Here is a 12607-nt window from a genome sequence, read left to right as displayed (position 1 = left end):
GCTTCCCTGCAGTTTGGCTAGTTTCGGCTGGAAGGTCAGCCGCCGCGCCGCATCATGTCGAAGAAGTCCAGGTTGTTCTTCGACGCCTTCATCTTGTCGAGGATGAACTCCATCGCCTCGATCTCGTCCATGTTGTAGAGCAGCTTGCGCAGGATCCAGCTCTTTTGCAGGATTTCCGGCTTCAGCAGCAGCTCTTCACGGCGCGTGCCGGACTTGTTGATCAGGATGGACGGGTAGACGCGCTTCTCGGCCATGCGGCGATCCAGATGGATTTCGCAGTTGCCGGTGCCCTTGAACTCTTCGTAGATCACCTCGTCCATCTTGGAGCCGGTGTCGATGAGCGCCGTGCCGATGATGGTCAGCGAGCCGCCTTCCTCGATGTTGCGCGCGGCGCCGAAGAAGCGCTTGGGGCGCTGCAGCGCGTTGGCGTCCACACCACCGGTCAGCACCTTGCCGGAGCTGGGCAGCACGTTGTTGTACGCGCGGGCCAGGCGGGTGATCGAGTCCAGCAGGATGACCACGTCCTTCTTCAGCTCCACCAGGCGCTTGGCGCGCTCGATGACCATTTCCGCGACCTGCACATGGCGGGCGGCGGGCTCGTCGAAGGTGGAGCTGATGACCTCGCCGCGCACGGTGCGCAGCATTTCGGTCACTTCCTCGGGGCGCTCGTCGACGAGCAGCACGATGAGGTGGCAGTCCGGGTGGTTGGCGACCATCGCGTGCGCGATGCTCTTCATCATCTCGGTCTTGCCGGTCTTGGGCTGGGCGACGATCAGCGCGCGCTGGCCTTTGCCGATGGGAGACGTCAGGTCGATGATGCGACCGGTGATGTTCTCCTCGCCCTTGTAGCCTTCACGCTCGAGCTTGAACTGCTCCTTGGGGAACAAGGGCGTCAGGTTCTCGAACATGATCTTGTTCTTGCTCTCCTCGGGCGTCTGGCCGTTCACGCGGTCGACCTTCACGAGCGCGAAGTAGCGCTCGCCGTCCTTGGGCACGCGCACCTCGCCTTCCACCAGGTCACCGGTGTGCAGGTTGAAGCGGCGGATCTGGCTGGGCGACAGGTAGATGTCGTCGGTCGACGCCATGTAGCTGGCCTCGATGGAGCGCAGGAAGCCGAAGCCGTCCGGCAGCACCTCGAGGACGCCATCGCCGAAGACCTGCTCGCCAGCCTTGGCGCGCTTCTTCATGATGGCGAACATCAGCTCCTGCTTGCGCAGGCGGGTGACGTTGTCGATCTCCAGCTCCTCGCCCATCTTGATGAGGGCGGAGACGTGAAGCGCTTTCAGTTCGGAAAGATGCATGGGTGGATACCCGTCAGGGGCCGCAGCGCCAGCCCAGGCGCAACGGCGATTCCACGGCTGCCCCAGGAAAGGACCGGAAGGGCCAACGCTCAAACAGCGAGCGAAGCGGATTCAGGAGTGGGGGAGGGGGAGCCGAGGCCACGCTGGCTGGACTCCTGTTCAGAGCCCGGGGCGTGTTGGCTTTGGCTGCTGCGGCGTGGCGCCGTGGGCGCCGGGAACACCGCAGCAGTTGGCGCGATTATAGGTTCGCGTCGAGGAAGGCGGTCAACTGGGCCTTGGACAAGGCACCGACCTTGGTGGCGGCGAGCTGGCCGTCCTTGAACAGCATCAGCGTCGGGATGCCGCGGATGCCGAACTTGGCCGGCACTTCACGGTTCTCGTCCACGTTCATCTTGGCGACCTGCAGCTTGTCGCCGTAGCCGCTGGCGACCTCGTCCAGGATGGGCGCGATCATCTTGCAGGGGCCGCACCATTCGGCCCAGTAGTCCACCAGCACCGGCTTGCCGGACTGGATGACGTCGGCGTCGAACGACGCGTCGGAAACATGCTTGATCAATTCGCTGCTCATGGGAGGGTTCCTTGGCCTCAAAGGGGTGACGGTCGCCGCGTTGCGCCGTCCGAATAGGCAAAAATGATTATGACATCGCCACTTTTGCCCAGACGGTCAGCGGGGTGACCGCAGCAGTGGCGGACTTGAGGGCAGGAGGGCTCATTGCAAGCCATGAATCTGGGTCTGGTGCCCGGGGAAGACATTGCCGGTTTCTGGCGCCGGGTGGCCGCCAGCTGCGCCGACTGGCTGGACGCGCAGCGCGTGCCGCTGCGCGACGCCGTGCTGCTGCTGCCGTTTGCGCAGCAGATCGGGCCCGCGCGGCGTGCGTTCGCGGCGCGCGGCGGCTGGGCGCCGCTGATCACGACCACCAACAGCCTGGCCTCGTCGCTGGGCCCCAGCCGGCTGGCCGCGCCGGGACAGATCAGCCAGGACGCCGCCATCGACGCCTTCACTGCCGAGGAGCTGCTGGTCGAGCAGAGCTGGGCGCAGGCGCTGCGCGCGCGTGACGAGAAGGCGTACGTGGCCGCCCGCGCGCGGCTCGTCGAGACGGCCCATGCGCTGGCCCGGGGCGTGGCGCAGCGGCCGCCCGAAGCGCGCGCCGGCTTTTTCGACACCGCGCGCGAGCGGCTGCAGCTGCAGGCCGGCGGCCCGGGCGACCTGGAGCGGGCGCTGGGCCTCGTCGCCGTGGCGTGGGTGGAGGCCGATGACCGCCGGCCCGCCACCGATGCGCTGTTCCTGCGGCACCCCGGCGCCTGGCTGGTGCTGCAGGTGGGCGGGCCCGACCCGCTGGCGCAGGCGCTGCTGAGCCAGGGGCAGCCCTCGCTGTGCCTGCAGGCCGACGTGGACCTGGACACCGCCTCGGCGACCGGCGTGGACCTGCGCCTGGCTGCCAGTGCCGACTTCGAGACGCTGGCCGAACAGGCCGCCACGGCTGTGCTGCAGCACCTCAACGCCGGCCGCGCGCCGGTGGCGCTGCTGGCGCAGGACCGCGTTGTCGTGCGCCGCGTGCGCACGCTGCTGATGCGCCAGCGCGTGCCGGTGCAGGACGAGACCGGCTGGACGTTGGCGACGACGCCGGCCGCCGCGGCGCTGATGGCGCTGCTGCGCGCGATGCTGGCCCAGCCGACGCTGGACGACTGGTTGGCCTGGCTGAAGTCGCCGCTGGGCGCCGTCTGGGACGTCGCCGCGCTGCGCGAGCTGGAGGCGCTGTGCCGCCGCAAGGGCTGGCGCTCCACCGGCCCGCTGGACGCGCTGGGCCTGCCGCTGTGGCGCGAAGCCCGCGAGGCCGCGGCGCCGCTGGCCGGCGGCGCGCGCAAGCTGGGCGGCTGGCTGGCCGACCTGGGCCGCGTGCTGCGCCGCCTGGGGCCGCTGACGGGCGTGGAGGGCGGCGAGGAGCTGCTGAACGCGCTGTGGATCAGCCGCAACCCCTGGGAGGGCAGCGCGCACGAGCAGGTCATCGGCGCGACGAAGCTGCGGCCCGACGAGTTCCTCGCCTGGGTGGACGCGACGCTGGAAGGCGCGCAGTTCAGCCCGCAGGAGGACGCGCAGGCAGCGGTCAGCATCACGCCGATGGCGCGCGCGCTGCTGCGGCCCTTCGGCGCCGCCGTGCTGCCCGGCGTGGACGCGGCGACGCTGGCTGCCTCGCCACCGCGCAACGGCGTGCTGTCGGATGCCGACGCGCAGGCGCTGGGCCTGCCGCACCTGGCCGCGCAGCGCGAGGCGCAGGCCTGGGCGTTCGCGCAGCTGCTGCGGCTGCCGGCCGTCACGCTGCTGCGCTGCAGCCATGCCGGTGCCGAGCCGCTGCCGCCCAGCCCGCTGCTGGAGCGTCTGGAGGCGGCCTGGGGCCACGCGCTGCCGGCCTGGCAGGACGAGCGCGCGGCGGCCGCGCTGGCCCACACGCCGGCGTCGCGCCGTGCTGCCGTCCCGGCCTGCCTGCCGGCCGCGTTGAGCGCCAGCAGCATCGAGGCGCTGCGCAACTGCCCCTACCAGTTCTTCAGCCGCAGCCTGCTGGGCCTGCGCGAGCCCGACGAGCTGGAGGTGGAACTGGACAAGCGCGACTACGGCACCTGGCTGCACGACGTGCTGAAGCGCTTTCACGACCACCGCAGCGGCGACGATCTGGCTGATTTGCGCGCCGCGGCCGACATCGAGGGCGAGCGCCTGGACGCGGCCGACTTCCTGCCCTACCGCGCCGCCTTCGAGCGTGTGCTGCCGCGCTACGTCAGCTGGCTGTCTGAGACCGAGGGCGCGGGCCAGCGCTTCGAGGCCGGCGAAGTGGACAAGCGCTGCCAGCCCTTCGACGGCCCGCTGGCCGGGCTGACGCTGCAGGGCCGCCTCGACCGTATCGACACGACGCCGGCAGGCACGCTGCTGCTGGACTACAAGACCGGCAAGGCCGCGGAGCTGCGGGACAAGCTGAAGGCGCCGCTGGAAGACACGCAGCTGGCCGTCTACGCGCTGCTGATGGGCGCCGACCCGGCGCTGCAGGCCGCCTACCTGGCGCTGGACGAGCCCGACGCGCTGAAGCTGGTGCCGCACGAGGCCGTCAGCGACACGGCGCTGGTGCTGCGCGATGGCCTGCAGGCCGACCTGGCCGCGGTGCTGGGCGGTGCCGCGCTGCCGGCACTGGGCGAGGGCCGCGTCTGCGACTACTGCGAAGCCCGCGGCCTGTGCCGCAAGGATGACTGGGCATGACGGTGCCCCTCGCCCATCCTCGCGTCGCTGAACGCGAGCGAGTCTGGTCTGGGACCGCGTTGCGGCTTGCGCCGCAACGCTTCGGCAGGCACAAGGCGTCCACCGGACGCCTTGTGTCCGGCCTCAGCCCCCGCGGGGACGGCGATGCTTGCGGCATTGAGCCGCAAGCACATCGCCAGGACGGGCCGGCTTGGGAGCGGCCCGGCGCTCGGCCCGTGAATGCGAAGCCGGATGAACAACTGATATGAGCACCTTCGCCTACTACGCCGACGGCCGGCTGATCCCCCGCGAGCGTTTCTATGCCATCGCCTGCGACCCGGCGCGCAGCAGCATCGTCGAAGCCTGCGCCGGTGCCGGCAAGACGTGGATGCTGGTGTCGCGCATCCTGCGTGCGCTGCTGGCCGGCGCAGAGCCGCAGCAGATCGTCGCCATCACGTTCACGCGCAAGGCCGCTGGCGAGATGCGCGAGCGGCTGTCCGAATGGCTGGCCGGCTTTGCGGCCGCCGACGAGGCAACGCAGCGCCAGGCGCTGATCGACCGCGGCCTTGATGCCGCCGAGTCCGCGCGACTGCGGCCGCGGCTGGCCCAGCTGCACGGCGAGCTGCTGCGCGGCGGTCGCGGCGTGGAGGTGCGCACCTTCCACGGCTGGTTCTCGCAGCTGCTGCGCGCGGCGCCGATGAGCCTGCTGGCCGAGCTGGGCATCTCGCCGGAGCTGCAGCTCATCGAGGACGAGGCCGAGCTGATGCCGCCGCTGTGGCGGCGCTTCCATGGCGTCGTGCTGAGCGACGCGGAGCTGCTGGCCGACTTCCAGGCGCTGACGCTGGCGCGCGGCCGGCACAACCTGCGCGAGTGGTTGCTGGCCGCTTTTTCCAAGCGCGTGGAACTGGGGCTGGCCGATGCGACCGGCGTGCTGGAAGCCAGCCTGCTGCCGCCCCGGCACGACCCGGCCGAGCGCTTCGAACTGCTGGCGCCGTCGCTGGTGACCGTGGCCCGCGAGCTGGGGCAGGGCGGCGCCAAGGCCCAGACGGCCGCGGCGGCACTGGTGGACGCGGGCAGCTTCGACGAGGTCTGGGCCGCGCTGTTCACCGCGGCCGGCACGCCGCGCAAGCTGGACAAGGCCAGCGATGCGCTGCCGTCGCTGCGCGCCGCGCTCGTCGAGCTCGAAAGCCTGCGCGCCGACTTCGACCAACTGGCCGCTGCCGAGCAGCATGCCCGCATGACGCGGCTGGCCCGTGTGCTGGTGGCGGAGTTCGACGCGCTCAAGCGCGGCCGCGGCCTCGTCGACATGAACGACCTGGAGCGCGGCGCGCTGGCGCTGCTGGCCCGGCCAGAGCTGGCCGGGTGGGTGCAGCAGCGGCTGGATGCGCAGGTGCGCCATCTGCTCATCGACGAGTTTCAGGACACCAGCCCGCTGCAGTGGCAGGCGCTGCACGGCTGGCTGCAGGCCTATGCCGGCGCGGGCGGCGGCGCGCAGATCAGCGTCTTCATCGTCGGCGACCCCAAGCAGAGCATCTACCGCTTCCGCCGTGCCGAGCCGCGCGTGTTCATCGCCGCGCGCGAGTTCGTGCTGGGCGGCCTGGGCGGTGTCAGCCTGGCCTGCGACCACACGCGGCGCAACGCGCCCGAGGTGCTGGCCGCGGTGAATGGTGCGCTGGACGGCGTGCTGGACGGCTTTCGCCCGCACACCACCGAGGGCGCGCCGGGCACGGACGCGCTGGCGGGCCTGTGGCTGCTGGACGGCCCGCCCGGCGAGAAGGCCGAGCGCGAGACCGACCCGCTGGCCTGGCGCCCCAGCCTGACCGAGCCGCGCCACGAGCCCGAGTTCGAACGCCGTGCCGCCGAGGCGCGGCGCGTGGCCGCGTGCATCGCCGGCCTGCTGGCGGCGCGGCCCGACCTGGGGCCGGAGGACATCTTCGTGCTGGCGCGCAAGCGCGAGCCGCTGCGTCAGCTCAGCGTCGCGCTGACGACGGCCGGCATCCCGCATGCCGCGCCGGAGGAAACGCCGCTGGCCGACGCGCCGGCCGTGCGCGACCTGCTGGCGCTGCTGGACGTGCTGGCGTCGCCCGGCCACGACCATTCGCTGGCCCAGGCGCTGGCCAGCCCGCTCTTCGGCATCGTCGACGACGAGCTGCTGCGCATCGCCCGCGCGGCCGGCCGCGTCGCCTATCTGGACGCGCCCGCGGCCGAACAGCCGCAGCCCTGGTGGGCAGCGGTGCAGACGCTGGCCGACCCCAGCCCGGCACTGGCCCGCGCCTGTGGCCTGCTGGCCGGCTGGCGCGAGGCCGCCGCGCTCAGCACGCCGCACGAGCTGCTGGACCGCATCGTCCACGAGGGCGAGCTGCTGCCGCGCGTGCTGGCCGCCAGCCCGCCCACCGAGGCGGCGGCCCGCGTGCAGAGCGTGCAGGCGCTGCTGCGCGCCGCGCTGGACCTGGACGGTGGCCGCTACGCGCAGCTCTACGGCTTCGTGCGCGCGCTGCGCAGCCGGCCGCTGACCTGGGCCGCAACCGCGGGCGGGGTGGGCGTGCAGTTGCTGACCATCCACGGCGCCAAGGGGCTGGAGGCCGAGGTCGTGCTGCTGCTGGACACCGATGCCGCGCCGCCGAAGGCCGAGACCTACGGCCTGTTGCTGGACTGGCCGGTGGACCAGCCGGCGCCGCAGCAGGCGGCCTTCTTCGGCTCCGAGGCCAAGCCGCCGCCGTCGCTGGCCGGGCTGGTCGCGCAGGAGCAGGCCGCCCGCGAGCGCGAGGAGTTCAACGCGCTCTACGTGGCGCTGACGCGGGCGCGCCGCACGCTGATCGTCAGCCGCACGCCGGCCAAGCGGCCGCAGGCCAGCTGGTGGGCGCGCCTCTCGCCGCTGGGCCAGCCCTGGCCTCTGCCGCTGCAGGACGAGGCCGCGGGCGAGGCGCCGGCGCTGCGCTGGTGGCCGCTGCCGGCCTGGCAGGGCCAGCGCGTGCCGCTGCAGGAACGTGCGGCCGACAACGCCCGCGCGGCGCAGGTGGGCGAGGCGCTGCACCGCGCGCTGGAGTGGGTCAGCCAGCCGGGGCAGACGCAGCCGCTGGCCGTGCTGCTGGCCGGCAGCAGCCAGGCCTTCGGGCTGGACGCGGCCGGGCGCAAGCAGCTGGAGGCCGCGGTGCGCGCCATCCTCGCCAGCGCCGAGGCCGGGCCGTTCTTCGACCCGGCCGAGCTGCTGTGGGCCGGCAACGAGGTGGCTGTCACGCTGCCGGGCGGGGAAGGGCGCATCGACCGCCTCGTGCAGCGCCGCGATGGCTGCTGGTGGGTGCTGGACTACAAGCTGGGCCTGACGCCCGAGGCCCAGCAGGCCTATCACGAGCAGCTGCGCGGCTACGTGGCGGCGGTGCAGGCACTGCAGCCCGGAGAGCCCGTGAAGGCTGCTTTGATCAGCGGCGAGGGGCGGGTCATTTCTGTCAGCTAGAATCATGGGCTTGATCGGGGCGTAGCGCAGCCTGGTAGCGCATCTGCTTTGGGAGCAGAGGGTCGCGAGTTCGAATCCCGCCGCCCCGACCAAACCTTTTCAACAACCCGCCGCTGGCCTTGTGCCACCGGCGGGTTTGTCTTTTTAGAAGCCCCGCATCCACGGGGCCTCGCTCCTGGGGCATCCCCCAAAGTCCGACCGAACGGTCGGCCATGACAATCCGCCGCATTGCTGCAACCCCCGGCAAGGCCACGAGCCGCGCCCGAGATCCCATGGCACTCCAACACCTGACCGACGAGCAGATCGCCACCTGGACCCGCGCCCAAAAGGACGAGTGGTGGTTCAAGAACATCTTCCGCGGCGACATGGCCCAGCTGACGCTGCGCTCGGGCTTCACCGGCTTCCTGCTGGGCGGCATCCTGTCGGCCACGGGGCTGTACATCGGCGCCAAGACCGGCATCGCCATCGGCGTGGGCCTGACCTCGGTGATCCTCGCGTTCGCGCTGTTCCGTGCGCTGCATGCCAGCGGCTTCGCGCAGGACTACACCATCCTCGAGAACAACTGCACCCAGTCCATCGCGACGGCGGCGGGCTACGTCATCACGCCGCTGTTCTCCAGCTTGGCGGCCTACATGCTGGTCACCGGCGTCATCCCGGCGTGGTGGCAGCTGATGATCTGGATCTTCGTCGTTGCCCTCATAGGCGTGCTGCTGGCCTTTCCGCTGAAGCGCCGCTTCATCAACGAAGACCAGGCGCCGTTCCCTGAAGGCCGCGCCTGCGGCGTGGTGCTGGACTCGCTGTACCACGGCGCCGGTGACGAAGGCATCTTCAAGGCCAAGCTGCTTGGCGTCGTGGGCGGCTTCACGGCCATCTACCAGGCGCTGGTCAGCGATGGCTGGATGAAGCTCATCCAGTTCAAGATCCTGATGCTGGACAAGTGGGCCGGCCTGAAGGAACCCTGGCACCTGCATGAGCGGCTGGACCAGTACTACTACGCCTGGGCCGGCAAGACCACGGCGCTCATCCCCACCATCCTCGGCACCGACATCCGCCAGCTGGGCCTGCGCTTCACGCTGGACGCTGCCATGCTGGGCGTCGGCGGCCTGATGGGCATCGCCGTGGCGACGAGCTGCTTCCTGGGTGCCTTCATCAACTTCGTCGTGCTGGCGCCGCTGATGATCCAGGCGGGCGACATCGCGCCGCGCCTCGGTGCCAACGGCGTGCTGGTGCCGCTGAACCGCGCCGAGATCGTCAACCAGTGGTCGCTGTGGTGGGGCGTGACGATGATGGTCGTCGGCGCGCTGGTGGGCCTGCTGGCCAAGCCCGAGATCTTCAAGAGCGCCTTCAAGCGCAAGGCGCCGGCCGCCCAGGGTGGCGGCAGCGACCTGCTGAAGGACATCGAGGTGCCGCTGTGGATCAGCTATATCGGCGTGCCGGTGTTCAGCGTGCTGGGCAGCTATGTGACGCACGTGTTCTTCGACGTGCCGTTCTGGCTGGCGCTGGTGTCGCTGCCGCTGATCTTCGTGCTGACCATCATCTGCACGAACTCCATGGCGCTGACGTCCTGGACGCCTACCGGCTCGCTGTCCAAGATCACGCAGTTCACGATGGGCGCCATCGACCGCAGCAACCCCGGCTCCAACCTGCTGCCGGCCGGCATGACCAGCGAGATCGCGTCCAACGCGGCCAACCTGCTGTCGGACATCAAGCCCGGCTACATGCTGGGCGGCAAGCCGCGCCACCAGGCCGTCGGCCACATCATCGGCAACCTGGCCGGCGTGCTGTTCTGCGTGCCGCTGTTCTTCCTGCTGTTCCTGACGCCCGACGCCAACGGCGTGCGCAGCGTCTCGACGCTGGTGTCCGACCAGTTCGCGATGCCCGCCGCGCTGCAGTGGAAGGGCGTGGCCGACATCATCGCCAAGGGCCTGAAGGGCCTGCCGACGTCGGCGCTGATCTCCATGGGCGTGGCCGCGCTGGCCGCTGTCGCGATGGAAGTGGCGCGCATCAAGACCAAGGGCCGCTTCCAGCTGTCCGCCGTGGCCACGGGCCTGGGCGTCGTGCTGCCGCCGGAATCGGTGCTGGCCATGTTCATCGGCGCCGTCGTGTTCTTCCTGATGGGCCGCAAGCACAAGACCAAGGGCACCCAGGGCTGGCGTGTCTGGGTCGACGGCATGGAGCCCATCTGCGCCGGCCTGATCTCCGGCGCCGCACTGATGGGCATCGGCAACGCGATCATCAACGTGCTGATCTGATAATCACGTGTTCTGTCTGTCCGTAGCTCAACTGGATAGAGCAGCTGCCTTCTAAGCAGCAGGTCGGGGGTTCGAGTCCCTCCGGACAGGCCACCCCATCCCAGGCGCCCGGGTTCTCGCGAACCCGGGCGTTTTTCATTCGTTACAAGTTTCCGGCGCTGCTGTGTAAACCGGCCGCTCTGCGGTAGCGTTGGCGGTGTTCCATCCCCCAGCGAGGCCGCCGTGAAGCCCATCGTCCGTGCCCTGATCGTGACTGCCCTGGTGGCGGGCCAAGGCCTTGCCAGCGCCGGCCCGCGTTACTACGACCGCTATGACCACCATCACCACCACCACCGTGGTTCGTCCGCTGGTGCCGTGGTGCTGGGCCTGGCGCTGGCCGTGCCGCTGATCGCGCTGGCCAGCCGCGCGGACCGCGCGCCGGACGTCGTCTACGCGCCGCCTCCGCCCCCGCCGCCGGTGCAGACGGTCTATGTGCCGGCCCCCGTCGTCAGCGTGGCGCCCAGCCGGCCGGCGCCGGTCATCTACCCGCGCAACGGCCAGGGCGCCGAGCAGCTGGAGATGGACCACCGCGACTGCAACCGCTGGGCGACGACGCAGCAGGCCGCCATGGCCGACGGCAGCGTGTTCAACCGGGCCGTCGAGGCCTGCATGGACGGCCGCGGCTACACGTTGCGCTGAGCTTCTTCACGCCCGGCGTCAACGCCTGCGCCGCCCGCCGGCCCGGGCGTTTTTCGTGGGCGCTCAGGCGTTCAGCCCGCGCCCGACGAGGCGCAGCGTCTGCCGGAACTCGTCTTTCAGCCGGTACAGCTGGGCCGGCCGGTGCGGGCCTTCGGCGCGCTTGGCCCCCGGCACCGGTTCGAGGATGGCGAGCTCGTCCATCTTGCGGCGAAAGCTCACCGGGTTGATGGCCTCGCCCAGCAGCGTCTCGTAGATGCCGTGCAGCTGCGGCAGCGTGAACGGCTCGGGGCACAGGTGCACGGGCAGCGACGAGTACTGGCTCTTGTTGCGCACGCGTTCGGCGGCCGCCGCGACGATGCGGCCGTGGTCGAACGGCAGCTGCGGCAGGCGGTCCACCGGCAGCCAGTGCTGGCCGGGCAGGGCGGGCTCGGGCGCCGGTACCAGCGCCATGTAGGCCACCGACACGCTCCAGCCACGCGGGTCGCGGGCCGGGCCGCTGAAGCTGGCCAGCTGCTCCAGGTAGGGGCTCTGCAGCCCGGCCTTGTTCAGCAGCACGCGCTGCGCGGCGTCCTCGCAGTCCTGGTCTTCGCTGGCGTGCACGTAGCCGCCCGGCAGCGCCAGCGCACCGGCGAAGGGCTCGCGGTCGCGCTTGAGCAGCATCACCTGCAGCTGCCCGGCGCGCAGCGTCAGCAGCACGATGTCCACCGTGCAGATCAGCCGGTGGTCGGGCAGGGAGTTCGTTGAATCGTTCACCGAAGCGAGGATAAGCGGTCGGCTGGCTGGTAGATCCTTCACAACCACTTAGTTGCATTGTTAATTTAAGTCGGGTTATCATGGCGCCACACCACGACAGGACCTGCACATGACGACACATCTGCTGTTGATCGACCCGCAGAACGACTTCTGCGATCTGCCCGAGGACTGGCTGCCGCGCTCGCCGGTGAACGGTGAGCTGCTGCGCCCCGCGCTGCCGGTGGCCGGCGCTCACGCCGACCTGCAGCGCGCCGCGCAACTGGTGCAGCGGCTGGGTGGCGGCCTGGACGCCATCACCGTGACGCTGGACTCCCACCACCGCATCGACATCGCCCACCCCGGTTTCTGGGTGGCCGCCGCCACGGGCCGCGCGCCGGGGCCGTTCACGCCCATCACGGCCGCGCAGGTGCGGGCCGGCGACTACCGGCCGCGCGACGCCGCCGTGCTGGGCCGCGTGCTGGCCTACCTGGACGCGCTGGAGGCCACCGGCCGCTACACGCTGATGGTCTGGCCCGTGCACTGCCAGATGGGCAGCTGGGGCCACGGCGTGCATGCCGGCCTGCAGGCCGCGCTGGATGCCTGGGCCGACAGCGCCGGTCGTTCGGTGGAGATCGTCACCAAGGGCGAGAACCCCTGGACCGAGCACTACAGCGCGCTGCAGGCCGAGGTGCCCGACCCGGCCGACGATGGCACGGCGCTGAACCGTGCGCTGCTGGCGGCGCTGGACCGCTTCGACCGCGTGCTCATCGCCGGCGAGGCCGGCAGCCACTGCGTGCGCGCCACGGTGGAGCACCTGGCCGCCCACCTGCCGTCCCGGCAGCTCGACAAGCTGGTGCTGCTGACCGACTGCATCAGCCCCGTGGCAGGCTTCGAGGCCCAGCAGGCCGAATTCCTGGCAGCCATGCGCGCCGCCGGCCTGCAGCTGGCCCTCAGCACGGAGATTTGA

At 70.9% G+C, this 12607-nt stretch carries 8 protein-coding genes and 2 tRNA genes; 7 read left to right on the top strand and 3 right to left on the bottom strand.

Features of this window, described 5'->3' with window-relative positions:
- Positions 1–35: 35 nt before the first annotated feature.
- Both rho and trxA read right to left on the bottom strand, forming a co-directional pair.
- Entirely contained in the window at positions 36–1301 is a 1266-nt protein-coding gene (gene rho / locus AC1Q7O_RS06950; protein ID WP_492659846.1) for a transcription termination factor Rho, read from the bottom strand.
- Positions 1302–1539: 238 nt separating this feature from the next.
- Positions 1540–1869, bottom strand: a complete 330-nt coding sequence (gene trxA, locus AC1Q7O_RS06945) for a thioredoxin TrxA (RefSeq protein ID WP_492659847.1) — start codon at positions 1867–1869, stop codon at positions 1540–1542.
- A 153-nt stretch (positions 1870–2022) separates the two neighbouring features.
- On the opposite strand from trxA, the gene AC1Q7O_RS06940 reads away from it, so the two are divergent.
- The 6 genes from AC1Q7O_RS06940 to AC1Q7O_RS06915 all read left to right on the top strand — a co-directional run bounded on the left by AC1Q7O_RS06940 (position 2023) and on the right by AC1Q7O_RS06915 (position 10908).
- Positions 2023–4545 carry a PD-(D/E)XK nuclease family protein gene (locus AC1Q7O_RS06940; protein ID WP_492659848.1) on the top strand — a complete coding sequence of 841 codons (2523 nt, stop codon included), beginning with the start codon at positions 2023–2025 and terminating at the stop codon, positions 4543–4545.
- A gap of 244 nt (positions 4546–4789) precedes the next feature.
- A complete protein-coding gene (locus AC1Q7O_RS06935) occupies positions 4790–7978 on the top strand; it encodes a UvrD-helicase domain-containing protein (RefSeq protein ID WP_492659849.1) in 3189 nt (1062 codons plus the stop codon).
- Between the two features lie 15 nt (positions 7979–7993).
- Positions 7994–8070 (top strand) — tRNA-Pro (locus AC1Q7O_RS06930).
- A gap of 180 nt (positions 8071–8250) precedes the next feature.
- Complete coding sequence (locus AC1Q7O_RS06925) at positions 8251–10230, top strand: OPT family oligopeptide transporter (protein ID WP_492659850.1); 1980 nt, start codon at positions 8251–8253, stop codon at positions 10228–10230.
- Positions 10231–10246: 16 nt separating this feature from the next.
- Positions 10247–10323 (top strand) — tRNA-Arg (locus AC1Q7O_RS06920).
- Between the two features lie 129 nt (positions 10324–10452).
- Positions 10453–10908 carry a hypothetical protein gene (locus AC1Q7O_RS06915; protein WP_492659851.1) on the top strand — a complete coding sequence of 152 codons (456 nt, stop codon included), beginning with the start codon at positions 10453–10455 and terminating at the stop codon, positions 10906–10908.
- Positions 10909–10971: 63 nt separating this feature from the next.
- On the opposite strand, the gene AC1Q7O_RS06910 is transcribed toward AC1Q7O_RS06915, so the two are convergent.
- Positions 10972–11661, bottom strand: a complete 690-nt coding sequence (locus AC1Q7O_RS06910; RefSeq protein ID WP_394511333.1) for an NUDIX hydrolase — start codon at positions 11659–11661, stop codon at positions 10972–10974.
- A 103-nt stretch (positions 11662–11764) separates the two neighbouring features.
- Between AC1Q7O_RS06910 and AC1Q7O_RS06905 the strand changes: the two genes are divergently transcribed.
- Entirely contained in the window at positions 11765–12607 is an 843-nt protein-coding gene (locus tag AC1Q7O_RS06905) for a cysteine hydrolase family protein (protein WP_492659858.1), read from the top strand.

The organism is Roseateles sp. GW823-FHT07B05 (assembly GCF_058794515.1).
The sequence above is the reverse complement of the archived record's forward strand: the minus strand, read 5'-3'. Positions and strand labels throughout refer to the sequence as shown.

Bases quoted from the DNA above. Each gene is read 5' to 3' on its own strand.
- rho (WP_492659846.1), bottom strand. From the start codon at position 1,301: ATGCATCTTTCCGAACTGAAAGCGCTTCACGTCTCCGCCCTCATCAAG.
- trxA (WP_492659847.1), bottom strand. From the start codon at position 1,869: ATGAGCAGCGAATTGATCAAGCATGTTTCCGACGCGTCGTTCGACGCC.
- AC1Q7O_RS06940 (WP_492659848.1), top strand. From the start codon at position 2,023: ATGAATCTGGGTCTGGTGCCCGGGGAAGACATTGCCGGTTTCTGGCGC.
- AC1Q7O_RS06935 (WP_492659849.1), top strand. From the start codon at position 4,790: ATGAGCACCTTCGCCTACTACGCCGACGGCCGGCTGATCCCCCGCGAG.
- AC1Q7O_RS06925 (WP_492659850.1), top strand. From the start codon at position 8,251: ATGGCACTCCAACACCTGACCGACGAGCAGATCGCCACCTGGACCCGC.